The sequence below is a fragment of the Patescibacteria group bacterium genome, from assembly GCA_018819405.1.
Taxonomy (GTDB): domain Bacteria; phylum Patescibacteriota; class Patescibacteriia; order UBA1558; family GWA2-36-10; genus XYD1-37-29.
The window spans coordinates 832,556-858,313 of record JAHJQF010000001.1 but is presented as its reverse complement, the minus strand read 5'-3'; the positions used below and the strand labels follow the sequence as shown (position 1 = coordinate 858,313).

The 25,758-nt window shown below is 37.0% G+C and carries 26 protein-coding genes, 2 tRNA genes and 1 riboswitch; of the genes, 16 read left to right on the top strand and 12 right to left on the bottom strand.

Features of this window, described 5'->3' with window-relative positions; translation table 11 throughout:
* Window positions 1–3: 3 nt before the first annotated feature.
* Window positions 4–1,041, bottom strand: coding sequence for a hypothetical protein (locus tag KKH39_04440; GenBank protein ID MBU1203258.1), 1,038 nt, complete (start codon window positions 1,039–1,041; stop codon window positions 4–6).
* A 59-nt stretch (window positions 1,042–1,100) separates the two neighbouring features.
* Complete coding sequence (locus KKH39_04435; protein ID MBU1203257.1) at window positions 1,101–1,583, bottom strand: FKBP-type peptidyl-prolyl cis-trans isomerase; 483 nt, start codon at window positions 1,581–1,583, stop codon at window positions 1,101–1,103.
* A 352-nt stretch (window positions 1,584–1,935) separates the two neighbouring features.
* Here KKH39_04435 and KKH39_04430 point away from each other — a divergent pair, with 352 nt between their 5' ends.
* The gene (locus KKH39_04430; GenBank protein MBU1203256.1) at window positions 1,936–2,127 is read left to right on the top strand and encodes a hypothetical protein; all 192 of its coding nucleotides are present in this window, start codon (window positions 1,936–1,938) and stop codon (window positions 2,125–2,127) included.
* A gap of 216 nt (window positions 2,128–2,343) precedes the next feature.
* On the top strand, window positions 2,344–2,823 hold the full coding sequence (locus tag KKH39_04425) for a hypothetical protein (protein MBU1203255.1): 480 nt from the start codon (window positions 2,344–2,346) through the stop codon (window positions 2,821–2,823).
* Between the two features lie 186 nt (window positions 2,824–3,009).
* Here KKH39_04425 and KKH39_04420 read toward each other — a convergent pair.
* From KKH39_04420 to KKH39_04395, 6 genes are all read right to left on the bottom strand, one after another.
* Window positions 3,010–3,085 (bottom strand) — tRNA-Trp (locus KKH39_04420).
* Window positions 3,086–3,093: 8 nt separating this feature from the next.
* Window positions 3,094–3,330, bottom strand: a complete 237-nt coding sequence (locus tag KKH39_04415) for a GIY-YIG nuclease family protein (protein ID MBU1203254.1) — start codon at window positions 3,328–3,330, stop codon at window positions 3,094–3,096.
* Between the two features lie 178 nt (window positions 3,331–3,508).
* Window positions 3,509–3,664, bottom strand: coding sequence for a 50S ribosomal protein L33 (gene rpmG, locus KKH39_04410; GenBank protein MBU1203253.1), 156 nt, complete (start codon window positions 3,662–3,664; stop codon window positions 3,509–3,511).
* A 102-nt stretch (window positions 3,665–3,766) separates the two neighbouring features.
* Window positions 3,767–3,842: transfer RNA gene (locus KKH39_04405), tRNA-Thr, on the bottom strand.
* Between the two features lie 173 nt (window positions 3,843–4,015).
* Window positions 4,016–4,324 carry a hypothetical protein gene (locus tag KKH39_04400; GenBank protein MBU1203252.1) on the bottom strand — a complete coding sequence of 103 codons (309 nt, stop codon included), beginning with the start codon at window positions 4,322–4,324 and terminating at the stop codon, window positions 4,016–4,018.
* 51 nt (window positions 4,325–4,375) lie between these two features.
* Window positions 4,376–4,831: a chemotaxis protein CheW gene (locus tag KKH39_04395; GenBank protein MBU1203251.1), complete on the bottom strand. Its 456-nt coding sequence runs from the start codon at window positions 4,829–4,831 to the stop codon at window positions 4,376–4,378.
* Window positions 4,832–5,009: 178 nt separating this feature from the next.
* Between KKH39_04395 and KKH39_04390 the strand changes: the two genes are divergently transcribed.
* The 5 genes from KKH39_04390 to KKH39_04370 all read left to right on the top strand — a co-directional run bounded on the left by KKH39_04390 (window position 5,010) and on the right by KKH39_04370 (window position 13,711).
* Window positions 5,010–6,713, top strand: a complete 1,704-nt coding sequence (locus KKH39_04390; GenBank protein MBU1203250.1) for a hypothetical protein — start codon at window positions 5,010–5,012, stop codon at window positions 6,711–6,713.
* A gap of 79 nt (window positions 6,714–6,792) precedes the next feature.
* Complete coding sequence (gene rlmN, locus KKH39_04385; GenBank protein ID MBU1203249.1) at window positions 6,793–7,785, top strand: 23S rRNA (adenine(2503)-C(2))-methyltransferase RlmN; 993 nt, start codon at window positions 6,793–6,795, stop codon at window positions 7,783–7,785.
* 425 nt (window positions 7,786–8,210) lie between these two features.
* Window positions 8,211–10,046 (top strand): excinuclease ABC subunit UvrB, encoded by a 1,836-nt coding sequence (gene uvrB, locus KKH39_04380; protein ID MBU1203248.1) that lies wholly within the window; start codon window positions 8,211–8,213, stop codon window positions 10,044–10,046.
* 1 nt (window position 10,047) lies between these two features.
* Window positions 10,048–12,582 (top strand): excinuclease ABC subunit UvrA, encoded by a 2,535-nt coding sequence (uvrA, locus tag KKH39_04375; protein MBU1203247.1) that lies wholly within the window; start codon window positions 10,048–10,050, stop codon window positions 12,580–12,582.
* The gene (locus tag KKH39_04370) at window positions 12,557–13,711 is read left to right on the top strand and encodes a hypothetical protein (GenBank protein ID MBU1203246.1); all 1,155 of its coding nucleotides are present in this window, start codon (window positions 12,557–12,559) and stop codon (window positions 13,709–13,711) included. The genes uvrA and KKH39_04370 overlap by 26 nt, the downstream gene beginning before the upstream one ends.
* 67 nt (window positions 13,712–13,778) lie before the next feature.
* On the opposite strand, the gene KKH39_04365 is transcribed toward KKH39_04370, so the two are convergent.
* Window positions 13,779–14,117: a hypothetical protein gene (locus KKH39_04365; protein MBU1203245.1), complete on the bottom strand. Its 339-nt coding sequence runs from the start codon at window positions 14,115–14,117 to the stop codon at window positions 13,779–13,781.
* Between the two features lie 188 nt (window positions 14,118–14,305).
* Between KKH39_04365 and KKH39_04360 the strand changes: the two genes are divergently transcribed.
* Complete coding sequence (locus KKH39_04360; GenBank protein MBU1203244.1) at window positions 14,306–15,046, top strand: L,D-transpeptidase; 741 nt, start codon at window positions 14,306–14,308, stop codon at window positions 15,044–15,046.
* A 1-nt stretch (window position 15,047) separates the two neighbouring features.
* Here KKH39_04360 and KKH39_04355 read toward each other — a convergent pair whose 3' ends face one another.
* Both KKH39_04355 and KKH39_04350 read right to left on the bottom strand, forming a co-directional pair.
* A complete protein-coding gene (locus tag KKH39_04355; protein MBU1203243.1) occupies window positions 15,048–15,365 on the bottom strand; it encodes a hypothetical protein in 318 nt (105 codons plus the stop codon).
* 2 nt (window positions 15,366–15,367) lie between these two features.
* Entirely contained in the window at window positions 15,368–15,601 is a 234-nt protein-coding gene (locus KKH39_04350; protein ID MBU1203242.1) for a DUF2061 domain-containing protein, read from the bottom strand.
* A 90-nt stretch (window positions 15,602–15,691) separates the two neighbouring features.
* Window positions 15,692–15,793: riboswitch (SAM riboswitch) on the top strand.
* Between the two features lie 56 nt (window positions 15,794–15,849).
* Here KKH39_04350 and metK point away from each other — a divergent pair.
* The 4 genes from metK to KKH39_04330 all read left to right on the top strand — a co-directional run bounded on the left by metK (window position 15,850) and on the right by KKH39_04330 (window position 18,907).
* Complete coding sequence (metK, locus tag KKH39_04345) at window positions 15,850–16,863, top strand: methionine adenosyltransferase (GenBank protein ID MBU1203241.1); 1,014 nt, start codon at window positions 15,850–15,852, stop codon at window positions 16,861–16,863.
* A gap of 249 nt (window positions 16,864–17,112) precedes the next feature.
* Complete coding sequence (locus KKH39_04340; GenBank protein MBU1203240.1) at window positions 17,113–17,301, top strand: hypothetical protein; 189 nt, start codon at window positions 17,113–17,115, stop codon at window positions 17,299–17,301.
* 714 nt (window positions 17,302–18,015) lie between these two features.
* Window positions 18,016–18,219 (top strand): hypothetical protein, encoded by a 204-nt coding sequence (locus KKH39_04335; protein ID MBU1203239.1) that lies wholly within the window; start codon window positions 18,016–18,018, stop codon window positions 18,217–18,219.
* A 406-nt stretch (window positions 18,220–18,625) separates the two neighbouring features.
* Window positions 18,626–18,907 carry an HU family DNA-binding protein gene (locus tag KKH39_04330; GenBank protein ID MBU1203238.1) on the top strand — a complete coding sequence of 94 codons (282 nt, stop codon included), beginning with the start codon at window positions 18,626–18,628 and terminating at the stop codon, window positions 18,905–18,907.
* 69 nt (window positions 18,908–18,976) lie between these two features.
* Here KKH39_04330 and KKH39_04325 read toward each other — a convergent pair whose 3' ends face one another.
* Window positions 18,977–21,079, bottom strand: a complete 2,103-nt coding sequence (locus tag KKH39_04325; protein ID MBU1203237.1) for a hypothetical protein — start codon at window positions 21,077–21,079, stop codon at window positions 18,977–18,979.
* 64 nt (window positions 21,080–21,143) lie between these two features.
* Here KKH39_04325 and KKH39_04320 point away from each other — a divergent pair, with 64 nt between their 5' ends.
* The 4 genes from KKH39_04320 (at window position 21,144) to KKH39_04305 (ending at window position 25,751) form a co-directional block, all read left to right on the top strand.
* Window positions 21,144–21,659, top strand: a complete 516-nt coding sequence (locus KKH39_04320) for a hypothetical protein (GenBank protein MBU1203236.1) — start codon at window positions 21,144–21,146, stop codon at window positions 21,657–21,659.
* Between the two features lie 477 nt (window positions 21,660–22,136).
* Entirely contained in the window at window positions 22,137–23,483 is a 1,347-nt protein-coding gene (locus KKH39_04315; protein MBU1203235.1) for a hypothetical protein, read from the top strand.
* A gap of 1 nt (window position 23,484) precedes the next feature.
* Window positions 23,485–24,816, top strand: coding sequence for an AAA family ATPase (locus KKH39_04310; GenBank protein ID MBU1203234.1), 1,332 nt, complete (start codon window positions 23,485–23,487; stop codon window positions 24,814–24,816).
* Window positions 24,813–25,751: an EamA family transporter gene (locus tag KKH39_04305; GenBank protein MBU1203233.1), complete on the top strand. Its 939-nt coding sequence runs from the start codon at window positions 24,813–24,815 to the stop codon at window positions 25,749–25,751. The genes KKH39_04310 and KKH39_04305 overlap by 4 nt, the downstream gene beginning before the upstream one ends.
* Window positions 25,752–25,758: the final 7 nt, after the last annotated feature.

The following is a 25,758-nucleotide window of genomic DNA, read 5'->3' as shown; positions in this document are numbered from 1 at the left end:
AGATTATTTGTTGGAAAAGTTAAGCATTTGTTTATACAATCGAATATTGGAAAAATTATGCAAAGGAATAAAATTTATTTTTATTTCTTCAAAAGGAATATTTTTGATTGATTCATATTGGCTGATAGACAATACATGTTCTATATATTTATCATTTCTTTTTTCTAGCACTCCTGTACCAACCCAAAATCTGACTACAGAATTTTTAGTGACTCCTATAGGGACTACTGCAGAAAGCGGTGTAGTAAAGATAGCTATTTTATCAGGAGTAGATGACCATTGCCTTATAGTGGGCATTTGTACCAGGGCATCGTGATAGAGGACACTCTGTTTTATCTTTTCTTCTTTTTCAGAATCTGACAGTTTGGTCAAATCTTCTACGCCGTTCCAATTTATATTCATTTCGGATGTTTTGAGGGCGGCTTCTAGAGGTTGGCTTTGGCGTTTGATGTCCCAATTTTCTTTTTTGGCTGCATTTTTGACAGATTGATCAAATTCAAGCTCAAATTCTTTTCTGGATTTAAACAGCGAACTATGCCTTATCATATCCACTTCAAAATTTTTGGGAATATATTTTCTGAATTGATTTAGTAATTTTTGAAAACTTTGATAGTAAGCTTCAGTGTGTGATTTGGGTATGTTGTCTAGGCGTTCTACAAATACATCATCTGAAGCAAAATAAAGTTTTATACCAGGCTTGTAGGCGGCTATGATAGGAGCTAGATACTCAATATAGTGGCAGAGCATAAAAAATTCTGCCCAATCTACTTCGGGAGTAGTCGGAAAACGCCATAATTTGTAGCCACCGAAACGAGAACGAAAAATTATTGGCTTATTTTCAGCCAGACAATAGTCAAGCGCTTTGTCTATTTTTTCACGAGCTGGATCAGACAATTTCCAACGCCTAAATTTTTTTCGACTTATTTCTTTGAAAAGAAAATCTTTTAATGAGTATTTTTCAATATACTCTTGGTCTTCTTTTGTTAGTGCATATTGTGAACAGTTTTTTAGCTTACTTTCCAAATATTTATGTATTTCCATGTTTTTATTATAGCAGATTTTGGGAATTAAAAAACAGCCAAAAGAGGCTGTTTTTTAATTTAGTTGCCTGAATTTATAGAAATAAGTTTGACAGTAAAGATCAAAGTTGCATTAGGTGGTATCGAACCGCTACCGTATGAACCGTACGCTAGATCAGAGGGGATAGTGAGCTTTCTTTCTTCGCCAACTTTCATACCAATCAAGCCTTGATCCCAACCTTGGATAACTTGACCCTCGCCAATAGTAAAGGTAAATGGATCTTTGCCAACACTAGAATCAAACTGTGTGCCATCTTCTAAAGTGCCGGTATAATCCACAGTGATATTGTCACCGGGGGCGACTAGTTGATCACCGCTACCCTCGTTTAAAATTTCTGTTTTTAGTTCCATGTTGTTTTGGTTATTAGTTCCTGAGTTTTCCTGAGCTAATTTTTCAGTCAGCTCATCAACATCTATGGCTTCTGGGAAAAATAGCTTACCATCTCTGGTCAGATAAGTATTTATGTTAGTGCCATCTGGCAGAGAGATTGGTATTTTATACATCCCGTTTTCTTCCACAGCTTGGCCGATTTCGGCGCTAATGCCCGGTTGTAGTAAAATCTCGTTGACTAGTTTGCCAGTTCTGGTACTAGCATTTTCCAAACCAATACCTTTATTTTGTGAACTGATAAATCCAACATATACAGCCAGAGCAGCTGAGATTACAGCTAATACCACAATGATGATATTTTTGTTCATATTTGCTTTAGTTTAATAATAGTTTGTTAATTATACTATATTGAGAATTTAGGTCAAATTAATATTATTGACAAAAAAGCTATTTTATGCTATATTAATTTAATGCTAAAAATAGCCAATTCCGGCTAATAGCTGTACACAAACAAGGAAGGATGCCATGTCTGGTATGTTGCAGTTCATTCTCGCGTTGTTGATCTGCCCTTTGGTCACCAACATCATCGACAGGAAGATCGTCCAGATCAACTGGGACGAGCATCCGGAGTGGCATCAGCCGCTCTACAAGGTCACTTACGTGATCATGGGGGTCCTCCTCGGTATCGCTGGTGTCCATGCGGGGATCTATCACTAGTTTGGCTCCACGAGCCGGGTAAGGCCGTCCACCTTCAAGAGACGGTCTTTTTTTAATCAAAAAACACCAATTTTTGTAATCGGTGTTTTTTGGCAGGGACTGTGGGTTGGTGTTTGAACTTTTTTTGATAATAAGGATTGACAAAAACAGTAAAGTATATTAATATAATATGATTTGTTCGTACGTTGACCATCAACCCTTTCTGGAGGTACAAGAATGGGAATCATCGTCTTAGCCCTGCTTATGTTCGTGGTTTGGGTGGGTATTGTTTTGGATAGTAAGAGAGGCGCCTCATCTAGACAGGGCAAAAACATCACACTTTGTAGTAAAGGCATTTGTGATAAATGCAAAAAGAAAAAAGAAACAATCTTCACCAATTTTCACGGGAAAAAACTATGCCCTAAATGTTTTGACAAACAGCTTAGTGAAGAAGTAAAGAAATATGACATAATAACAAAAGAACGGGAAGTAAACAGAGAAGAGCGTTATAGATTAGAAATGGAAAGGATAAATAAAGAGTCATTAAAAGCTCAGAGAGAAGCAAAAGAAATAGCCTTAAGAAAAGAAAGGAAGGTAAATGAAGCAAGAGAGAAGGGTATATGTCTAAACTGTGGCAATCCAGCAACAAAGTTAGATAGTGATGGCTGGTGTGATGAATGCGAATATCAATGTCGCATTTACAATGATGATGATTAAGGAGATTTATGAATTCAAAATTCGTGAGTCTCCTTTTCTTTTGCAAACAAAAAAACCATCTCAAAAGATGATCTTAAGCTGGCAGGGGAGGTAGGAATCGAACCCACGCTAGAGGTTTTGGACCCAGCCTCTCGCGAGCGGCTGGGTGGAGACCAGAAATTTTTAATTAAAAAATTCACTAACAAATGGCAGGGGTGCTAGGATTCGAACCCAGACTTACGGTTTTGGAGACCGACGTGCTAGCCATTGACACTACACCCCCTCCAACTGTTAGCGAATTTTTAACCTTTTTAATAATCCATGATAAGCTGATCCGTATTGTTTGAGTTTTTTCTCTCTTTCTTGAGCTGGGTATATCTCATTATAAGCTTCAAAGTAGATTAATTCAAAACATTTTTCTCGGCCAGTTATGTAAGATTTTTTTCTTTTGTGTTCAGATAATCTTCTTTTTATATTTTTCGTATAACCTATATAAAATCTGCCGCTATTTAATTTTAAAATATACACATAATAAATAATCGCTTTTCTTGTTTTAATTATGCTTTTTTAGGTTTTGGACCCAGCCAACAATGGTGGCTGTGGTGGACCCAGCCCTTCGCGAAGGGCTGGGTGGAGACCCCTGTCCCAGCTGCTCGCGAGCGGCTGGGTGGACTACCACTATACTACTCCCCCTCAAAAGACCAAATTATTTAGTCTCTTTGTGCATAGTATGTTTCTTGCACTTTTTGCAATACTTTTTCATTTCCAGTCTTTCTTTGACTGTTTTTTTGTTACGATGACTGTGATAATTGATAGTTTTGCAATCAGTGCATTCCAGTTTGGCTAGATTATCTTGTGACATAAAAATTATTAGGTTAATTGATTAATAGGTTAATAGTATAATAGTTTTTTGTCTAATATCAATTATTCAATTAAACAATTATACTATTAGGCAATTATTATATGGAGCCGGGAAGAGGATTTGAACCCCCGACCCACGGTTTACAAAACCGTTGCTCTACCAACTGAGCTATCCCGGCGGATTTTTTAAATACGGGGTAAATTATAAACAAAAAGGCTGCAAATGTCAATGTTTATTGTGTTTATATAAAAAAGTAGGCCGGAGTCCCATATGTGGGACCCCGGCTGTCTAGGTATGAACTCCATCAGTCGAGGTTCTAGATGTGTTCATCGACGAACGGATAGGAGTCCATCATGTCGTGGGTCGGGATGGGACAAAAACATCGGTTGTGGTGCTGATCATCATACCGAAGTCAGACTCCTGCAGTGCCTTTATGATTTCCTGGATCATGTGGCTATCATCACATTGAATGATCAGGCGCCCCCAATCGTGAGGGTAGGCCGAGGCGTTGTTCAAATTGATTAGGCACTTGACCTCGATGATCTCCAGAGTAGCCTCGCGAAGTTCCAGTTTTTCGGCGACGTCGGTTATTTTGAACTGTATTTCTGATTTGAAATGGCCGAGACTGGACGCCAGCAGGTGCAGCTCAAAGTGAATCATGGCAGACTCCTTGTTTTAGACCTTTTTTGGCCTGTTGTAATGGCTAAGGCTCTAGAGCAGTGAGGCGGCTCTGGCCAACTGCTCTTTGCTCAGGATGTTCTCAGGATCCATCAGCCAGAATTGGCGGTCATCGTGGGAGACCTGGTATTTGATACCTTGACAAGCCGGCGTCACTGCTTGACGCAGAGTTTTTTCTTCGATCGGCGAGCGAGGCAAATCATCCGGAATACTCAAGACCTCTTCGGGTCTATCCACGATCAGCGCGAAACTATGCAGATTGGGTGCATCCACTTTGATGACGATGATGCATTCGCTGATTCGCGGCTCGCCAGTGCGGAATTCAAAGACCGGTATGTTGCGACCTCGCAATGCGAACACGCCCAGCAGACCGTCGCCAGCGTTGGGTACCAGATGAATATTTTGCATATCAGAGATTTCTTTAATTTGCAGAACCCATAGTGCAATGATCTGTCCGGACATTTCAAAAGTCAGGTATTTCCGTTCCATGTACTTTCCTCCAGGCTTGTGTGAACAATTTAGCAAGTTAGCATATAGCTTTCTTGCGCTTGGAAAACAATATATAGTATAATTTTTTAGATTTTTTGTCAATATATGAGATTTTTGACAATATTTTATATAGCAGGTTATAATTTAGATATATTTGGCTAACAATTGCTTTAAATATATGAAAAATAACAAATCTTTTGTTTTAATGGGCACCTTATTTTTGGCCCTTTTTGTTTTTTCCGGCTGCAGCAAAGGAAAAATAGAAAAATTTCAAAAACCAGATATCAAAGATGATTTTTGCGGGGTGGTGATGAATTTTCAGTATTGTAAGTGTGCTTTTCACAATGAATATTGTGACAATATTGGCTTGGATAAGTCAGCAGCCAATAGCTATGTCCAAGATGAATACGACAAATGGGCACAGGGTCTACTTGATACTTTTGCCGACAATTGTGAGCTAGCTGGCGGTATTTACAAAAATAAACAGTGTAATTACTGTGAAGATCCTTATATCAAACAAGGAGACAAATGTGTAAAACCAGAAGAAAATGATTCCAAAGAACCCCCAGATGCTGATACAGCTGGTTTTGTCCCAGACGGTCCATTTGATAGTGATTGCAATCTGATAGAAGGACAATTTGATACTGATTGGAAAAAGTATTCTGATTTTGATTATCGTCTAGAGCCAGGTGTCAGAAGCTGGGAAGTGCAACAACACACAGCTACTTATGAAAAAATAATTGAATTGATGGCTAGAAATGCTGAGCTTGAAAGAGATATGGAAATTGATAGGGAGATGCGCCTAGCTTTGCGGGAATATAAAATGGCTTTGGTGCAAAATATGAGAAACAATTTGATAAAAGCCACTACCCGTTTGGCTTATATTACTTATACTACAATCAAGTCTGGCATTGGCACTGGTCAGTCATATAGTAAGGTATTGTCTGGTACTGAACAGATTGAAAGAATTGGAGCGGCATTAAAGGTATTTCAAGCCAGTGTTCCGGCTAATTCCAAACTAGCAATAGACACTAGTGATGCCAAAGGTAAAGTAGCTTCTATAGGAGTCAATGCCGCCTTAGAAGCTCTAGAGAGCATAGGTGATCCTACGTCAGTAGTAAAACAAATAGCCACTGATTCTCGCAATGCAATTTTGCCATCAGCTGATATTAGTCAGGAGGAATTTGATATTTTGCGTGACCAGCGTATTACCAATCAGTTTTTGACCGAGGCTATCGCTGATAGTTATCGGGAAAATGCCGCCCGTCGGGCAGAGCTTTTGGCCAATGAAAAAGAAATAGCTAGATTGCAAGCCGAAGCAACTGGTTGGGAAGCCAAAGAAAAGACCAGAATAAAAGATATTTTGGAAAGTCAGTGTAATGAGCAAAAAGCTAATTGGCAAAAGGACAAAGATACTTCTTGGCATTTTCTAAATAGTGCTTTGGCTCAGACTGAAGAAAATCCGGAACAGACAATTGTCTTTGCCAGCTCCAATATAAATTATGATAGATTGGAAGAAGAGGACGGTAGTAAATTGTATTATAATGGTGATAAATTGCTTTTGGCAGTCTACGATAGCGACAGTAATAGTCAGGATGATACTTGGCTTAGATTTGATGATGATTTGTATCTTATGACCGAGGCTCATGATACTACAGGTGACGGTCAGCCAGATACTTATGTGGAGTTTGATAAAGATGAAAACATAAAAAGCATTACTGAGCCAGAGCAGCTTGTAGATAATACGCCAATAGATAATCAAAATACTGATAGTATTTTTTTGGAAGATAATTCTTCAAGTAATAATAAAAATATGATTTGGGGAATAGTAATTATTTTGTTGGTGGTTGCTGGATTTATTTTTAAAAGAAAGAGAGCTTAGGTTTGACAGATAAGCTTTTATCAACTAGTCTATTCAATTAAGTCCTAGTATTTACTAGGACTTTTGATATAATACAATTATGAATTTAGAAAATTTATATGAAGTCTTGGCAGAACAGCCTAAATATAGGGTAAAACAGGCCAAAGAGGCTATTTTTGAGAAAATGGTCACCAATTGGTCTGAGGCTAGTAATATACCCAAGGATTTGAAGGAAAAATTAAATGAAGTTTGTCCTTTAGAAATTGATGGGCAAATTTTTGCTTCCAAAAACACTCAATCTACCAAAGCTTTGATTACTTTGTCTGATGGTTTGAAAATAGAGACTGTACTTTTGGGGCACAAAGACGGGCGCTTTACAGTCTGTGTGTCTACTCAAGTTGGCTGTCCTTTGGGCTGTACTTTTTGTGCTACCGGTAAAATGGGTTTAAAAAGAAATCTTGATTATAATGAAATCATAGAGCAGGTTTTATTTTTTAGCAGATATTTGGCCAAAAGTAATGATCGTGTTTCCAATGTGGTATTTATGGGGATGGGGGAGCCATTTTTAAATTATGAAAATGTGATCAAGGCTATCAAGTATCTTAATGAAGATTTGCACATTGGAGCCAGACGCATTTCTATTTCTACCAGTGGTGTAATTCATGGTATCAAAAAATTAGCTAGTGAAAATTTTCAAGTCAATTTGGCAGTGTCGCTTCATGCACCAAATGACAAATTGAGAAGTGAACTCATGCCTATAAATCGTGGTTTTAATATTACTAAACTACTAAAAGAGGTTGACGAATATATTGCCAAAACCGGTCGTCGGGTTATGTTTGAATATTTGATGATCAAAGGAGTAAATGATCAGCCAAAACATGCTGAAGAATTGGCTCGGTTAATGAAAAAACCTTTGTATATGGTCAATCTTATTTCTTATAATCCGACAGATGTCTTCAAAGCCAGTGACGTCAAAGACATACAAAAATTTCGTCATCTTTTGGAAAGAGAAGGAATATCAGTTACTCAGCGTTATAGTTTTGGTAGAGATATAGAGGCAGCTTGTGGACAGCTGGCTACTGATAAAAAATAATTCCAACACAAAAAGGGTTTTTCTTTTGACAAAAAAAAGAGCCCGACCCACACGTTTTGTTCCATTGTGTAGTATCGGGCTCCAAGCAGGAGCGGGGACTTGAACAGGCGATGTGCTAGTTCAAATAGCTATCCCAGGTGACCTGATTTGCTGCGCGAGGTGTCAACAATCCCGCAGTGTTTGAGCACTTAAGAATTGGACAGCGCTAGCGAGAGCCGCGCGGCAATCTATCACCTAAATTTTTCTCCTGCGAATTGAAAGAAAAGTTATTATTAGTTGAACCTTGCTATATTAACATATATTTAGTTTTTTGTCAATAGCATTGGGAAACTAATTATTTATATTTTGCATATTTTTGTGTCTTGTATTATTATATATACTCACCCCAAAAAAACTTGGGGCCTTTGTGCTATTTATATAAATTTATGAAGGATAAAATATTTAAAATAAAGTCAAAATTTGAACCGGCTGGTGATCAACCACAAGCTATAACCAAGTTGGCCGGTGGCTTAGAAAGAGGTCACGACTTTCAGACACTTTTGGGAGTGACTGGATCTGGTAAGACTTTTACCATGGCCAATGTAATTCAAAAATTCAATCGGCCTGTTTTGGTGATTGCTCCCAACAAAGCACTGGCCGCTCAGCTTTATCATGAATACAAAATGTTTTTCCCTGAAAATTCAGTGAATTATTTTGTTTCTTATTATGATTATTATCAGCCGGAAGCTTATATGCCGATTACTGACACTTACATTGAAAAAGAGGCAATGATAAATGATGAGATTGATAGATTGCGCCATCAGGCTACTAGTGCGCTTCTGACTAGAAAAGATGTGATTATAGTGGCTTCGGTTTCTTGTATTTATAATTTGGGAATACCACTAAATTATTTGGAGCACGCTTTGCGTCTGGCGGTTGGTCAGCCTATTGTCCGTGGTGATCTTATTAGGCAACTTATCAAAATGCAATTTGAACGCACACCCGGAGAACTTGGTCGAGGTAAATTTAGAGTACGAGGTGATGTATTTGAGATAATGCCGGCCTCTGAGGAGACTGTCTATCGTATAGAATTTATTGAACAAAAAATTAGTTCAATAGATTTGTTGGAAAAATTGAGCAGAAAAATATCTAGTAGCCTAAAAGAGATAGTAGTTTTTCCGCCTAAACATTTTGTTTCTTCTCAGCCCGAGATTGAACAGGCTATCAAAGAGATAAAAGATGAGCTCCAAGAACGTTTAAAATATTTTAATAAAAAGAAGCTTTATCTAGAAGCTGAAAGACTAGAGCGTCGTACACGTTTTGATATGGAGATGATGAAATCTTTGGGCTACTGTCATGGTATAGAAAATTATTCTAGGCATCTGACTGGTAAGTTGCTTGGGCAAGCACCGGATACACTTTTGGCTTATTTTGATAAAAAAGATTTTTTGACAATTATTGATGAATCACACATTGCTTTGCCACAAATCAGGGGTATGTATATGGGGGATAAAAGTCGTAAGGAAATATTATCTCAATATGGCTGGCGTTTGCCGTCAGCTTTGGATAATAGACCACTCCGTTTTGAAGAATTTTTGGATAGAGTGGGGCAGGTTATTTTTACTTCGGCTACTCCCGGTAATTGGGAAATAGAACACTCCAAACAGATTGTCCAGCAGCTTATCCGACCCACTGGCTTGATTGATCCACCAGTAGAAGTGCGACCAATTTTTGATAAAAAGAAAAATCGCACCCAGATAGATGATATAGTATCCGAGATAGGAATATTGGTAAAAAGCCATGACAGGACAATAGTAAATACTTTGACCAAGAAGCAGGCCGAAGATTTACACAGTTATTTAAAATCTAAGAAAATTAAGTCAAATTTTCTTCATTCTGATATAAAAACCGTAGAAAGAGCCGATATTTTGATGGATTTTAGGAGCGGAAAATTTGATGTATTAGTTGGCGTTAATTTGCTAAGAGAAGGATTAGATTTGCCGGAGGTTAGCTTGGTGGCCATTCTTGATGCTGATCGTGAAGGATTTTTGAGGAGTGAGACATCTTTGATGCAAATTATGGGTAGAGCAGCCAGAAATGTAAATGGCAAGGTCATTTTGTACGCTGATAAAAAAACTGGTTCTATAAAAAGGGCTATGGCTGAAGTGGAGAGAAGACGGGAAAAACAAATTGCCTACAATAGAAAGCACGGCATCAAGCCAAAGACAATTAAAAAAGAAATTTCCAGATTTTTGGATATTGAGAATAAACAAAGAAAATAATATGGATGAAAATATAATAATCAAAGGTGCGCGCATGCACAATTTGAAAAATATAAATTTAACTATACCGCACAATAAGCTGGTTGTTATTACTGGTGTGTCAGGCAGTGGTAAGTCATCTTTGGCTTTTGATACTATCTTTGCCGAGGGGCAACGCAGATATATTGAATCTCTTTCCCCTTATGCTCGGCAATTTTTGGGACAGATGAAGCCGGCCGAGGTTGATGAGATAATTGGTCTAGCTCCATCTATTTCTATAGATCAAAAATCATTGAGTCACAATCCGCGCTCTACAGTCGGTACATTGACTGAAATATATGATTATTTGCGTGTCTTATTTGCTAGGTTGGGTGAGGTATATTGTCCAATTTGTAAGACCAAGATAGAAAAACTGTCGGTGGATGAGATGATAGACATAATAAGTAAAAAAGCTAAAGACCGAGGTGATAAGTATATTACCATCCTAGCTCCAGTAGTTCGTGGCAGAAAAGGAGAATATTACCAACTTTTGTATGATTACTTGTCTTTGGGTTATTCTCAGGCTAGAGTAGATGGCAAACTTCATAATTTGCACGACAAAATAAATCTGGCTAGGTACAAAAAACATGATATTGATATTGTAGTAGATAAAATAATGCTCAGTGATCGTACCCGTCTTTATGAGGCAGTAGAAAGTGCTTTGGACTATGGTCAAGGAGTAATTACAATCCTGTTTGACAGTCAAAAGAAAAAATCCGAAGAAATGCTTTTATCAGCCAATTGGACTTGTCCCAAAGACAATTTTTCTTTTCCGGAAATAGAGCCAAGACTCTTTTCTTTCAACAGTCCACACGGTGCTTGTCCAACTTGTCATGGCCTAGGTATGGTATCTTGGGAAGATGAAGATACTTGCGGTGATTGTCATGGTCTGAGGCTTAGACCCGAGACTTTATCAATCAGAATAAACAAGGTTAATATTGCCGAGATTAGTGCTTGGTCAATTGATAAGGCGCACAAATTTTTTGAAGATTATTTTACTAATATGCCGGATAATCATCGGGTTATTGCTGAGCCGGTAGTGGTTGAGATTATTAGTCGTTTGGAATTTTTACTCAAAGTTGGTTTAAATTATCTTACTTTAGACAGACGAGCTCATACATTATCTGGCGGCGAGGCACAGCGTATCAGACTGTCATCCCAGATCGGATCACATTTATCCCGCACTTTGTATGTTCTTGATGAGCCAACTATCGGCCTTCATGAAAGAGACACTTCTAGATTGATTGAAACTCTAAGATCTTTGCAAAGCAAAAACAACTCAGTAATAATAGTAGAGCACGATGAACAGACTATCATGTCATCAGATTATCTTGTGGATCTTGGACCGATGGCCGGAATACACGGCGGTGAAGTCATGATAGCTGGTGAGACTAATAAGATTATAAATGTGGCCAATAGTAAAAAATCATTAACCGTTGACTATTTGGTCGGCAAGAGGCGAATTCACATTCCTGATAAGCGTCGGGAAAAAAGTACCGAGAGTCTAAAATTGATAGGTGCTAGAGCCAATAATCTAAAAAATTTGCAAGTAGAGATACCTTTGCGTAAACTAGTGGGCATTAGTGGTGTGTCTGGTTCTGGCAAATCAAGCTTACTTTATGATGTGCTTTACAAAAATCTCAGTGCTATCAAAAATCGTCCTGGCAAATTTAAGCTCCAAGATGTAACTAGGATAGAGGGTAGTGAATATATCAGTAAAGTCATAGTGATAGATCAATCACCAATTGGCAGGACGCCGCGGTCTAATCCAGCAACTTATACTGGAATTTTTACACCAATTAGAGATTTTTTTGCCCTGCTGCCAGAAGCTAGAGAAAGGGGATATTCACTTTCCAGATTTTCTTTTAATCGTCCGGGTGGACGGTGTGAGGCCTGTGACGGAGCGGGTGCCAAATTGATAGAAATGCATTTTCTGCCGGCAGTTTATGTAGAGTGTGATGTCTGTCGTGGTAAAAGATTCAACCGTGAGACTTTGCAGGTAAAATACAAAGGTAAAAATATTGCCGAAGTGCTAGCCCTGACAATTGATGAAGCTATAGATTATTTTGATGCTAACTATCGTATCGCCGACAAACTCAAAGTTTTGCAAGAGGTGGGTTTGGGTTATCTACAGCTAGGACAAAGTGCCACTACTCTTTCTGGCGGTGAGGCTCAGCGTATCAAATTAGCTCGTGAGCTGACTCATACTTTAGGTAAACGCAGTCTATATCTTCTGGATGAGCCAACGGTGGGTTTACATTATCATGATGTGGAGATGTTACTTCAGGTGCTAAATAAGTTGGTGGTCAGACAAAATACCGTAGTAGTAATTGAACATAATCTTCATATGTTAAAATCTATGGATTATTTGTTGGATTTGGGTCCAGAGGGTGGCGATGAAGGTGGAAAATTAGTGGCCTCTGGTACACCTGAGGAAGTAGCTAATAATCAAAAATCAGTGACGGGTTATTATTTGAAAGAGCAAATAAAAAATGATAAAGTTAAAAGAAAAAATTAAAAAATTTCCTGATAGTCCCGGAGTTTACCATTGGCTTGATGATAAGGGTCACATTCTTTATGTCGGTCGAGCTGCATCTTTGAAAAAAAGAGTGGCACAGTATTTTAGAAAAGATATAGAAAATAGAATTGCCGAGATGGTAAATCTGGCTAGTGATATAGAATATCAAAAAACTGACAGTATTTTGGATTCAGTTGTTTTGGAGGCTAATGATATAAAAAAATATTGGCCAAAGTACAATGTCATTCAGCGTGACGATAAGTCGTTTTTGTATCTGGTAATAGCCAAGACTGATTATCCACATCCTATACTTATCCGTGGTCGGGATTTAAAAAAGTTTCCCCAAGGCAGTGTCAGAGTTTTTGGGCCATACCAGGCCGCGGCATTACTCAATAATGCTCTGAAGATTATCAGGCGTATTTTTCCTTACAGTAAATGCCGTCCTGATCAGACTAGGCCATGTTTTGATCACCAGATTGGCTTGTGTCCAGGAGTATGTGTAGGGAAAATTAGCAAAAAAGATTATCAAAAAAATATAAATAATATTATTTTGCTTTTGTCCGGTCAAAAGACAAGGTTGATGGCTAAGCTGGCCAAAGAAAATCCGGAGCAGGCAAACAGCTTAAGGCATTTGCAGGATGTGTCGCTTTTGACCAATGAAGATTCTGTGCTGGGTGGCATCAATAGAATAGAGGGTTATGATATTTCTCATTTTTCGGGCAAAGAAACTTATGCCTCTATGGTAGTATTTTCTGCCGGGGTGGCTGACAAAAATCAATATAGGCTTTTTAAAATAAAAAATTCTCCGGCTAATGATGATTTGCGTTCTTTGGAAGAGGCCTTGCTAAGAAGACTTACTCATAAGGAGTGGACTCGGCCTGACCTAATGATGATTGATGGCGGTCGTCCGCAAATAGATTATGTTGATAAAGTTTTTAAGGCTCAAAATATAAATATTCCTATTGTTGGTATTTCCAAATTTTCTGGTGATAAATTGGTGTATCCAAAAGGAACTAAAAAAGAATTTAAAGAGATGACTGAAAATATAAAAAATACCTTACTTAAAGTAAGGGAAGAAGCCCATAGATTTGCTTTGTCAGCCGGCCGTCGTCGTCGCAATAAATATTGACGGGTATAAAAAAAGAAGACCCCGTCGTACAAGTTTGCGCGACGGGGTCGAAAGGAGTTGGCGAGAATCAGGCCGAGGCCTGATTGTGAGCAAGTGATTCGTTGAGAGACCTCACGACTGAGGAGAGTATCGGATCGTTGTCGGGAGCGATCTGGTCCATCTTGGCGACCATGGCTGTTGCCAAATGGTGACAATGGTCACCATTCATCCGAGCCAAGCGCCCAGCTTCGTGGCGACTTGCTGGCAAGTTGCGATGGGCAGCTGCCAGCAGTTTGCTGTTTTTTTGCCAGACGTGGACCAGTTGCATACCGAGTCTTTCGGCCTGCTCATTGTTGAGCGGCCTCTGTCGGCTCGGCACTCCCAGCGTGTCGAGGAGCTGATTGAAAATAGCAGCACTTGCTTGCATTTTGGAACTCCTGTTCCTAGGGTTTGTTTTGTGCTAGCTTCAAGAGCTAGCGTTCATCCTTGAACTGTCAAAACCTCCTTTCTATGTTGCAAATGAAAAGGGCCGAGATTATTTAAATAATGTAACCTAAAAACCACCTTTAGTCAATATTTATTATATTTATCTGTAAAATATGTTATAATTTAATTATGAATATAAAAGTATTTATATTTACAGCTGGCCTTTTTTTATTTTTTCCTGGTTTATGTTTGGCTCAAGTTTTGGCGGATAGTGACGGTGATGGTTTAAATGATTTATATGAAATCCAGATATATTATACTGATCACAAAAATCCAGATACTGATGGAGATGGTTTTTCTGACGGTGAAGAGATAAAGTATGGTTATTCGCCTCTCAAAGGCGATGGCGCTCGTTTGATGCAGATTGACTCAGATGGTGATAATCTCAATGATAATTGGGAGCTTTTATTGGGCACTGATTTGATGGACACTGATACTGACCATGACGGCTATAGTGATGGACAGGAAGTACTCAACGCTTACGATCCTTTAGATATGCGTCCAATACAGATAGAGAAGCTTATCAAAGTAAATATAAAAGACCAAAGTCTATCTTATTATTTTGGTGATAAGATGATGGATTCATTTAAGATATCGTCCGGAGTAAGAGGGATGGATACTCCAGTTGGAGATTTTGAGGTTATGCAAAAATTTCCCACCAAACATTATGGAGGTATAGGCTATGATTATCCCAATACCAAATGGAATTTGCTTTTTACCAAGCGTATCTACGGATATTATATCCACGGAGCTTATTGGCACAACAATTTTGGTCACCCGATGAGCCATGGTTGTGTCAATGTAGCCTACGAAAACATGGAACCCCTATATTGGTGGTCCCAGGTTGGTACAAAAATAGTTATTGAGTAAATTATTTTTTATTTATTTTTTTAATAAAAGGAAATTGAGCTTGACGATCTAGGAGAGAGATGGTCGTTTTTTTTCCTTTTGGAGTAAGTCTGACTTGGTTGATAAACAATTTGTGTTGGGTTTTTTCGCCGAGTCCTATTAGTAATCCGCGATCAATCAATCTTTCAATACTCTTGGTAATAATATTGGCTCTTATCTTGGCAGCTGGTGGATTTTTTTTAGAACTATAAAACGAATCAAAAATTTGTCGGGAAATTGTATTTTTTTTATTTTCCCAAGTTTTAATGAGGATAAACTTTTGTAAAATTGACAGCTGCACTTTTATTTTATTACTAGGGATGGTTTTTTTAATTTTTGTCCATAATTTGTTTTATTCCACATCCTTTCGTGTATATAATAGAAAAGAGCTTTTAATATTTGTACAAAAATAGCCTCCCATAAGCCAGTACGCCAATCTTGATTCAATATAGACAAGATAACGAAAGTAATTATAAAAGCCAAAATAAACCAGGTAATTGATTTTAGTAGACTTCTTGAATAATGTTCATGAAACATATTTTATTTTTTACTTTTTATAATTATATTATAGTCATATTTGCCATTTTTAGCAAAATGCCTTATACTACTTGTAGTAAAATTTAATATAAATTATCAAGAGAACGGGGAGAGATTTGGCTCTATGATCCGTCAGCAACCTACTTTTAGAAAGGTGCTAAGTCCAACCCTATTTGGAGGGAAAGATGACGAATCTACTCTCTATAATAAAAAGAGAGTTTTTTAATTAATAATTTAATTATACAAAAATGTTGAAAACTGCAGAACAAATTACTTATGGACATCCTGATAAAGTATGTGATCAAATATCGGACGCTATTTTAGATGAATGTTTGCGTCAAGATCCTACTAGTCGGGTAGCAGTGGAGGCTTTAGGTGGTCATGGAAAATTAGTCATAATGGGAGAAGTGACTACAACTGCCAAATTTGATGCCGCTCAAATTGCCAGAGATGTATATAAAGATATAGGTTATAAAGAAGAATTAGAGATATTGGTAAATATAGTAAAACAAAGTCCAGATATTGCTCGTGGTGTTGATACCGGTGGAGCAGGTGATCAGGGTATTATGGTCGGCTATGCTACCAGTGAAACTCCTGAAATGTTGCCTATAGAACATGTTTTAGCCACAAAACTAGTCAGAAAACTAGAAGAAATTCGCAATGAAGCTAAAACAGAATTATCTCAATATCTTATGCCTGATGCTAAAGCTCAGGTCACTTTAAATGACAATCAAGTAGTGGATACAGTAGTAGTTTCCACTCAACACAAGGCTGATGTTGATTTTGAAAAACTAAAACAATTAATAGAAGAAGAAGTAGTAAAACCTATAATCCCAGAATACAAAAATATATTTATCAATCCGGCTGGCCCTTTTGTCCAAGGAGGTTTTGAAGCTGATACTGGCTTGACCGGTAGGAAAATAACCGCTGACAACTATGGCCCTCAAATCCCAGTTGGTGGAGGTTGTTTTTCAGGTAAAGATTCCACCAAAGTAGATAGATCCGCCGCTTATATGGCTCGTTATTTGGCAGTAGAGTATCTCAAAAAATATAATGCCAAAGAGGTCTTGGTAAAATTAGCTTATGCCATCGGACACCCACAACCAGTCATGGCCACAGCTTTAGTTGACGGCAAGTCCATAGAAATAGAAGGTTATGATTTGTCCCCTAAAGGTATTATAGAAAAGTTGAATTTGAGGAGCCCTCAATTTAGAAAAAGAGCTCATTATGGTTTTTTCTTGGATTTTGATGTTAAAAATTAAAAAACATTTGACAAGATATTTTAAGCTATGATAAGCTAAATTCAATATGATAATAAATTTCACAAAACTAAATCACACCTATATTCGCATTTCATTTATTTTGGACGCTCAGACGACCTAGTTTTGTGTAATCATATATTTCAAAATTTATAAATTATACAAAATAAAGGTCGCCTAACAGCGGCCTTTTTTGATAGAGTTCATTGACATAAGCATTCAACCGCACTTAGTGCACAAAGGAGGGTGGTCATGCGTCAGAAAATCCCACATCCCAGCGGCGGATTTATGGAAATCTGCTATTGTCGAAACTGTCTGCGTGGCCGCTATGATCAGTGTCTGTATCTGGAAAATACGGATAAAGAGGCGCCGACAGTTGCTCAGGAAATTGTCTCCAATTCCAGTTTGCCTAACGGGCAGATAAAGGGGGATGGGTTTTGATACTATTGACTACTAAACTAGGATAGGAGGAAATCTCTGATAAAACTGGGGGAGCTCCAAGATGAGCTCTATCATTACAATCACGGAGGTGTTGACATGGCTAAGAGGCTGGCTCTTAGGTCAGGAGAGGGAGTCTGTACAATCTGTGATCAATCGGGCGTCAGTCGTCCGGCAACGGTTCGCTACCAGAAAGGGTGGAGCATTATTGATGCTTGTGCAGAACACGAGTGCCAGGCCAGCTTAGATGTTGAGTCTGGAGATCCAGTGTTGGGGGTTTCCAACGAGAATATTCTCAATACTCCTGCCCTGGGATTTTGGCGCGGTTAGCAGTGCTTTGGCGGCTGGTTTTCCAAAGGAAAACCAGCCGCATCTAAATATTGACAGTCTTTTTTAGTGGTGATATTATTATTTATATAAATATATGTTTAGAAGTTTGATTATCATTATTAGCATTATTTTGTTGACGCCTTAGGCGATTGCTTTTTTGCTAGTAGTAATTATTTAACTTCTAAACATCAAAAAATGCAGGTCGCCAATAAGGCGGCTTTTTTGGTGTTTTAGAAGTGTACATTCCACCACAAGTCACTAACCATCAAACAGAGGAGTTCTGACAATGAGCAACAATTTTTTCGGCTATGACGCCAGCGACGACGAGCTGTTTGACAGCTACTTTCCCACTACCTTCGGCTGTTAGTCGGAGAACAATCAAGGAGGATGACTGATTTGTCCAAGGAAGCAGAAGCTGGGGACGATTGCCAAGGCAATCGAAATCTGCCAAAAGGGAAATGGCGTTGTAATTTTTGCGGGCAGGAATTTTGCACGCCAATTTCTTGCCTGGAGAGGCTCAAAAAACTCAGACAAGAGGAGCTGGAAGCAGCAAAAATCGCTGCGGTATCTGTGGATGCGGCAAATATTTAGGAGGTAGGCTGATGTCCAACGAAAGAAGGTACAATATGAGCGACAAGCGTGAGGACACTACTGTTACTCAGGAGGAGCGTCAGGCAGCAGATACGAGACGAGACATCTGCCAGGAGTGCAAATGCACAGATGGTCAGCACAGACGCAAGTGCAGCTACAACATTGCCAACCTGATCTGAATTGGCACTTCTCTCTGTTATTGATGATGGTGATGGCCCCGTAGTCTTTTTGACTCCGGGGCCTTTCTTTGAAATAAAAATAAAAAGCAAAAAACCCAGTAATTTGACAAATTTTTGTAACTGTGTATAAGTTTTCCCCCATTTTTATTGACAAATATTCACAAACTTTTTTAAATGTGCTATATTTATTGATGAAAAATAATAATTAATAAGTTAATATTACGCTTATGGCAAAATTAACCAAGTCACAATTGTTTAATGTCTTGTCAGAAAAGACTGGACTAAGCAAAAAAGATGTAACCAGTTTAATGGATACATTAGGAGAGTTAGCCTACAAAGAGGTCAAAACAAGTGGTGAATTTACTGTCCCAGGTTTGGGTAAACTAGTAAAAAAACACCGTGCTGCCCGTGACGGCCGCAATCCGGCTACTGGCGAAACTATCAGAATCCCAGCTAAAACTGTAGTAAAATTCCGTGTAGCTAAGGCTTGTAAAGACGCTGTACTTTAAAGCATCTAAAGCTTAAAACAAAAAAAGGCTTCCCATAGTGGGACAGTCTTTTTTTGTTTTCTATATTTTTTAGCGATTATAGATAAACACAGTATTTATTCCATTATCTATAGATAATTTCTTGTCAGCAGTCTCTTCGGCCTGCTTAATGGCTTGTTTGGCGCTGTGCCAATAGTTGTTGACTACAAAATAAACTTTATCCACACCGGCTTTATCCATCGCCATAACCACTTCTTCTACGCTAGCCTCATTTTCTATCATATTGAGAAAATTTTGGTAAATATTATCTGAACCAAGCGGCATAGAATAATAAAAATTTTCATTATAGTAATTTCGGAAACCATATTGGTATATAGCCGCTGCTCCTAACATTTGATTGGCTAGTACTATATAGTTTTGACCTTGAGCATCATTTTCTATAGCCTGGACAGTTTTTAGGTCAGTAGAAGTGATATTAAAACTTTTGCTGTTGGCATGTTGGTCATATACAGGATAACTAAAATAAGTGCTGACAGATATCACCATAGTAGTTAAGACAGCAATAAAAGTTTTTTGGCTTAGTTTGTTTTTCTTCAAAACAGAACTCCACCAAAAATAAACAGCAGTTAGAAATATAGGTAAAAGCATAATAGCCAGCATAAATACTATTCTGTTGATGTAGTCATGTTTTTGATAGCTAATTTGTAGATTAAAAGACAAAAATATGGAAGCTAGTAGATAATTAGCCAATATAAGACCGGAAAATATCAGGAGTCTTTTGAAAAAAATATATTTGTTTTCTCTGAATATGGCATAAACGCCCAATAATACTATCAGAGAGTATATCCAAAACTGGTTGGCTCCAATATTGTGGATCATATCAAGGGGAAAGCTATAGCTTTTAAACCAAAAAATACGAGGTAGATTTATGATTGGCCACCAGTTTATCTTTATTATTTCCTGCCAGCTAAATTGATTTATTTTTTGATATATTGCAAACAAAACTGGCAATATCATAATTGATGATCCGTAGGCAATGACTTTTAATATAAGGTTTGTTTTTTTGTGTTTTTTTAATTTCCAGATAGCTAAAATAGTCGTAAAGAAAAGCATTGGTATACCCACTAAGGGGTGGATAGTAAGAGCCATGAGACTTAATAACAGGGTAAAATAGAGACTAATAGTCTTTTTGTTTATTTCCGGCAGTATGAAAACAAAAATAGCCAGCAGTAAAAAAGTCAAAGATTGGGGAGTGGTCATGATAGCAAAGTTGAAGCCAATAAATAGACTCCATAAAACTGCTAGGTAGCTAGCTTTGTATGACCAGTTAAATCCGTATCGTAAACCATAATATAGACTGGTTGGCCAAAAAATACTAAATAGAGCCGGCATCAACAGTTTGTTGGCAGTAGCAATAGATATTTGCAATATATTGCTAAGGAAAAATGTCAAAGCATATTGTCCAATATAAAGAAAAAGACGTGGTTCTATAGTGCCTGTCTGGTTGATATTTTCTAAAACAGCTAGATGTATAAAAGAGTCATAGCCATAGCCTAGGGGATATAAAATAATTCCAATACTAGAAATAAGGAAAAAATGCCAACAAATAAGTATTATATTTTTATAAGATTTTTGGTCAATAATACTGGCGGCCAAACTGAAGTTTGAAAGGGCAAACACCAACCAAAATCTAAATCCAACTAGCTCCCAAGGGGATCGTATAATGCCCAGACTGGCTTTTTTAAATAGAGCTGAAACAAGTATTATATCCAAAACAATTACAGCTAAAGGTAAAATAGTTTTTCTGATATGACTGATTTTGAGAAAACCAAAATTAGTATTGGTCAAAAAATAGTGTCGGCTATTTTGGTAGTAAGAAAGTATCTCAACAGCTAGTGGTATAGATAAGAAGACAAATAGCCAGATATAAATGTTTATTTGCCACAAGTGGTAGGCCATGGTGTATACAAGTGATATATAAGCTAAGATAGTCAAAAGCCCCATCACATTTTTTAGGCCTTGGTGGATATTGGAGGCATACATATCGGCTATCTTTTTACTGTTTAGCCATAGATAAAATAGACCAAAAATAAGGCCTATTTTAGTATTGTGGAATAAAAAAACGTTGCCCAATATAACAAGAGCCAATAAAAGTTGAGAAAAAATATTTTGTATTCTACTGAAACTAAGCATAATCTTGACTTTATTTTAGCAAATACTTTGGTAAATAGTAAAGTTTCTGCTAAAATATATATATATGACTTTAGATAAAAATTCAATAGTTAAGGTTTTTCGTTATATTTGGCTGATTTTTTCCCTTCTTTTACTTTTGTTTATATTGAATAAAGGGATTTATACAAAGCGTGATTTGAAATATCATTTGGATTTTTCGCAATCTCTTAGCCGTGATATAAGAGGCTGGTATCCGGAATCTAGATTGACTCCAGTTTTTGATCGTTTGGAAGGTCAAACTTTTGATATCCTAGGCGAACCAATTTATATGAAAATTTATACACCAGTTGATTTTGATATGATGACTATAGAGGGTAGTTTTTATTTTGATGAAGCGACAGAAATAAATATTGGTCTACGCCAAAAAGACGGATCTTGGCAATGGAAAAATATAGCCAACAATAATTTTTCTTTGACTTTTGCCCTAGCTGATGCTCTGACAAAAAATAATCAACTGGAGATTATTTTATCTTTACCTAATATATCAGATACTTCGGTAGTAAGTCTAATAAACAATTGGCAAATAATACTTAAAAGATAATTTCTGTTGAATTTAGAAATAAATTAAAATATAAAAATACTTATTTAATTAATTTTTAACGGGTCTAATGGGATGAAAACTTTACATCTTATTTTAAATGATTTTTTTCAGATAGCATTTTTTACATGGATAATTCTTTTATTCATGGAAGTTTTTAATACTGGTATGGTAAATCGTTTTATAAGTTTAGAATATTATTTTTATGGATTAATTTTTGTTTATATTTTAAATAAGATAACTGATAAATAATTTTTTGGTTTATGATAGTAATTTGTGGTATAATAATACTATAAACCTTAGAGGGGCTACTTAGAAGTCTATTTTTTAACGCCTTTTAATTAATTTTTAACAGGTCTAACAAAGTGAATAAGAAAAAGAAATTAGCCAAGAAAAAACACCGCCGCAAAGCTGGTAAAGAAATATCTAATATTAGAAATTAGACGAATCTTTTTAGTAGGAGAGTAAATAAAAATAAAAATGTCAAAACAAAAAGAATTGATGCACGTAGTGGCAGTTGATATGGGCTACGGTCATCAGCGCGCGGCTTATCCTTTTTTGGAGAGTGCTTATCGTGGTATTACTAATGCCAATCATTATCAGGGTATTAGTAGAAGCGAGGAAAAACAGTGGAACAGCGGACGCAGATGGTATGAAATAATATCTCGTTTCAAAAAAGTACCATTTTTGGGCACTACGGCTTTTAAAATAATGGATAATTTTCAAAAAATAGAGCCGCTTTATCCACAAAGGGATTTGTCCAAAAATTCTCAGCAACAAAAATATTTTTTCAATCAAGTCAAAGGTGGACTGGGGCGTCATTTGGTGGAAGAGCTCAATCAGCGTATTCCCAAAAATTATGACAAGCCATTGCCATTTTTAACTACTTTTTTTGTACCAGCTTACTTTGCGGAGCATCATGGTTACAAAGGAGATATATATTTGATAGTTTGCGATGCTGATGTGGCTCGTGCTTGGGCACCTTTTTATCCGGGTAAAAGTAGGATTAAATATTTGGTTCCAAATAAGCGAGTGAAGCAAAGATTAAAACTCTATGGTGTGCGTCCAGAAAAAATTTATGTGACAGGTTTTCCCTTGCCAAAAGAAAATATCGGTGGCAGCGCTCAAAAGATACTTCGTAGTGATTTGAGCGCCAGAATATTTAAACTTGACCCTAGGGGTATTTATAGAAAAAAATATGCCAAATTGATAGAAGATTATCTTGGTCCTGTCAAAAATATAAAAAATCCCAAACGGCCATTGAGTATTACTTTTGCTGTCGGTGGAGCTGGTGCTCAGCGTGATATTGGAGTAATTATTTTAAAAAGGCTACACAAATACCTCAAAGCAGGAGAAATAAGGCTAAACCTCATTGCCGGAGTTAGAAATGATGTTTATATTTACTATCAGAGTGTAGTCAAAAGTTGTGGTCTAGGGAATTGTGAAAATGTCCAATTGATTTATGCTGAGGACAAAATGGATTATTTTAAAATATTTAATAAACTCTTGAGAAAGACAGATATTTTGTGGACCAAACCGTCAGAGCTTACTTTTTATAGTGCTTTGGGATTGCCTATTATTATGACTGAGCCGATTGGCTATCAGGAAAGGTACAATCGAGGTTGGTTGTTGGCTATCGGGGCGGGTGTAGACAGCATGGATCCAAATTATGTGGATGAATGGCTGTTTGACTGGCTCAACTCTGGCTGGCTGGCTGAAGCGGCTATGGAAGGATTTTTAGATGCTCCTAAAATGGGCACCTATCATATAGAAAATATAGTATTACGTAATAAAATAAGTGAGATAGACGAAGTACACCTCTTGTAGTATGACTATAAAAAAAATAACCATCAATTATTATAAAAGCATCAAAGAGCCGATGATTTTAGATTTTAATCAGGTGGCTATTTTTATTGGGCAAAATAATAGTGGTAAGAGTAATATTTTAGATGCTATTGAGTTTGTTTTTGATGGGGCATTTACGGATAAAAATCTTGTTTACGACAAAGCTGATATAGAGCTTGATTTGGAGTTTGACAGCGATGAGCAAATCAAAAATCAATTTCCGGAAAAGTCAGCTAGATTTATTTTAAAAAACGGTCAGCGACATCTAAGATTTGTTGACAAAGAAATAACTTACAATAAAGCTTTGTCTGTTTTGTTGTCTTCACAGGTCAAGAGATTGGACTATGTTAATTTTCATGACTACCAGCAAATAGAATTGGATTATCATTCACTTTTTAATTTCCCCAGTAATCTGGAAAATTTTCGGTCTTATCTTAAACATCATTTTCCCAAAATATCAGCCACCAAAAATGCCATGGATGTTCGTTATGAAAATGAGGGTATTATTGAAGGCAAGAGAAAAGCCACTATTGATAGACTTGGTTCCGGTTTCCGGCAGATTTTTACAATCTTGCTTTATATTTTTCATCCAAAATATTCAGTGGTAATGATAAATGAGCCGGAGACTCACCTTCATCCGGCTATGGTAAAAAAATTACTTTGGGCTATTCAAAATGCCAATGCTGGACAGATAATTTTTTCTACCCATAGTCCCTTGTTTATAACTCCGGCCACTTTACCCCAACTTGTCAGAGTAGAAAAAGATAATAATAATCATACCAGAGCTTTTACTATAGAGGGGCATTACAATTATAAGCGTCTTATCCAGGAGCTCAATGCCGATAATCTAGAGATGTTTTTTACGGATAAGGTAATTTTAGTAGAAGGAGTATCAGATCGCTTGCTTTTTAGAGGTTTGATAGATAAGTTTTATCAGGGCAGCAAAGATGTCAAAGTAATCCAGACTGACGGCAAGGGTAATATGCAAATTTATATAGATATTTTGACTACTTTTAAAATACCTTTTATGGTAGTTTTGGATCGTGACGTCATGAAAACCCAGCACCTTAGAGATTTGATGAGAGATCTGAATATAAAATTGGCGCCTTTACATGATACAGAACTAATTCGAGCACTTAAGCAGTATGATATTTATGTATTGGATAATGGGGATTTGGAAAATAATTATCCACGCAAATACCAAAATGAAGACAGTAAATCTCTCAGTGCTCTCAAAGCGGCTAGTTTTATCAGTTGGCAGGAATATGATTCTAAAGTGATGCGAAATTTAAAAGAAGTAATAGATAATATATGAGTTGGCTGCTAGTTGCCATTTTAGCTTATTTTGTACTGGGTTTGGTCAATGTGGCTGATAAATTTATTTTGGAAAATGTCATACCTGGTCCGAAGACTTATACATTTTTGGTGGGCGCTACCGGAGTAGCAGTGGTCTTGCTAGCACCTTGGTTTTTGACTTGGCCGGGCTGGGGTTTGTTTTTCTTTGACTGTTTGGTGGGATCTTTTTTTGCCGGTGGTTTGTTTTTTTTGTACCGTGGTCTCAAAGGTGGTGAAGCCAGTCGGATTTTTACTTTGGTAGGCGGTATGGTACCGGTTTTTACAGTGTTATTTTCTCTACTTTTGTTTGCAGAAAAATTCAGCAATTATCAATGGCTGGCTATTTTATTTTTGATATCAGGTACTATAATAATTTCTAGGACTTCGGTTCATCATAATATTTGGTTTAATATTAGAAAGTTTTTAAATATTTTAGATCCATATCAACTACCGAGTATTTTTTCTACTATTATAGCCGCTTTATTTTTTGCTCTTTTTTGGGTTGGTACCAAGCAAGTTTATAATACTCAAGAATTTGTCAGTGGATTTATCTGGGTCAGAATCGGTACATTTTTGACGGTTTTATTTTTACTTATAAAACAATCTTCTCGGCAGGAAATATTTTCAGAAATAAAAAAATCAAATAAACAAAAAAATAATAAATTTATTTATGTAGGTACGCAGGGTATGGGAGCGTTGGGCTCTGTTTTACAAAATTATGCTGTAGCTCTGGGTTCTGTAGCTCTGGTGACATCCCTACAAGGTTTACAATATGCTTTGGTGTTGCTATTTAGTGGTCTGCTTACATTTTTTTATCCTAAGATAGCAAAAGAAGATTATGGTCATGGGCGTCTGTCCAAAAAAGTGCTAGCCATTATTTTTATAGCTTTGGGTTTATACTTTATGGCTATTTAATTTTTAT

Excerpts from the sequence above, each read along its gene's own strand:
- KKH39_04315 (MBU1203235.1), top strand. The coding sequence starts at position 22,137 with ATGTCAAAACAAAAAGAATTGATGCACGTAGTGGCAGTTGATATGGGC.
- KKH39_04425 (MBU1203255.1), top strand. The coding sequence starts at position 2,344 with ATGGGAATCATCGTCTTAGCCCTGCTTATGTTCGTGGTTTGGGTGGGT.
- KKH39_04325 (MBU1203237.1), bottom strand. The coding sequence starts at position 21,079 with ATGCTTAGTTTCAGTAGAATACAAAATATTTTTTCTCAACTTTTATTG.
- KKH39_04400 (MBU1203252.1), bottom strand. The coding sequence starts at position 4,324 with ATGATTCACTTTGAGCTGCACCTGCTGGCGTCCAGTCTCGGCCATTTC.
- KKH39_04365 (MBU1203245.1), bottom strand. The coding sequence starts at position 14,117 with ATGCAAGCAAGTGCTGCTATTTTCAATCAGCTCCTCGACACGCTGGGA.
- KKH39_04360 (MBU1203244.1), top strand. The coding sequence starts at position 14,306 with ATGAATATAAAAGTATTTATATTTACAGCTGGCCTTTTTTTATTTTTT.
- KKH39_04350 (MBU1203242.1), bottom strand. The coding sequence starts at position 15,601 with ATGTTTCATGAACATTATTCAAGAAGTCTACTAAAATCAATTACCTGG.
- KKH39_04330 (MBU1203238.1), top strand. The coding sequence starts at position 18,626 with ATGGCAAAATTAACCAAGTCACAATTGTTTAATGTCTTGTCAGAAAAG.
- KKH39_04305 (MBU1203233.1), top strand. The coding sequence starts at position 24,813 with ATGAGTTGGCTGCTAGTTGCCATTTTAGCTTATTTTGTACTGGGTTTG.
- KKH39_04335 (MBU1203239.1), top strand. The coding sequence starts at position 18,016 with ATGACTGATTTGTCCAAGGAAGCAGAAGCTGGGGACGATTGCCAAGGC.
- KKH39_04395 (MBU1203251.1), bottom strand. The coding sequence starts at position 4,831 with ATGGAACGGAAATACCTGACTTTTGAAATGTCCGGACAGATCATTGCA.
- KKH39_04430 (MBU1203256.1), top strand. The coding sequence starts at position 1,936 with ATGTCTGGTATGTTGCAGTTCATTCTCGCGTTGTTGATCTGCCCTTTG.
- metK (MBU1203241.1), top strand. The coding sequence starts at position 15,850 with ATGTTGAAAACTGCAGAACAAATTACTTATGGACATCCTGATAAAGTA.
- KKH39_04370 (MBU1203246.1), top strand. The coding sequence starts at position 12,557 with ATGATAAAGTTAAAAGAAAAAATTAAAAAATTTCCTGATAGTCCCGGA.
- KKH39_04340 (MBU1203240.1), top strand. The coding sequence starts at position 17,113 with ATGCGTCAGAAAATCCCACATCCCAGCGGCGGATTTATGGAAATCTGC.
- KKH39_04435 (MBU1203257.1), bottom strand. The coding sequence starts at position 1,583 with ATGTATAAAATACCAATCTCTCTGCCAGATGGCACTAACATAAATACT.
- KKH39_04390 (MBU1203250.1), top strand. The coding sequence starts at position 5,010 with ATGAAAAATAACAAATCTTTTGTTTTAATGGGCACCTTATTTTTGGCC.
- rpmG (MBU1203253.1), bottom strand. The coding sequence starts at position 3,664 with ATGTCACAAGATAATCTAGCCAAACTGGAATGCACTGATTGCAAAACT.
- KKH39_04440 (MBU1203258.1), bottom strand. The coding sequence starts at position 1,041 with ATGGAAATACATAAATATTTGGAAAGTAAGCTAAAAAACTGTTCACAA.
- KKH39_04320 (MBU1203236.1), top strand. The coding sequence starts at position 21,144 with ATGACTTTAGATAAAAATTCAATAGTTAAGGTTTTTCGTTATATTTGG.
- KKH39_04310 (MBU1203234.1), top strand. The coding sequence starts at position 23,485 with ATGACTATAAAAAAAATAACCATCAATTATTATAAAAGCATCAAAGAG.
- uvrA (MBU1203247.1), top strand. The coding sequence starts at position 10,048 with ATGGATGAAAATATAATAATCAAAGGTGCGCGCATGCACAATTTGAAA.
- uvrB (MBU1203248.1), top strand. The coding sequence starts at position 8,211 with ATGAAGGATAAAATATTTAAAATAAAGTCAAAATTTGAACCGGCTGGT.
- rlmN (MBU1203249.1), top strand. The coding sequence starts at position 6,793 with ATGAATTTAGAAAATTTATATGAAGTCTTGGCAGAACAGCCTAAATAT.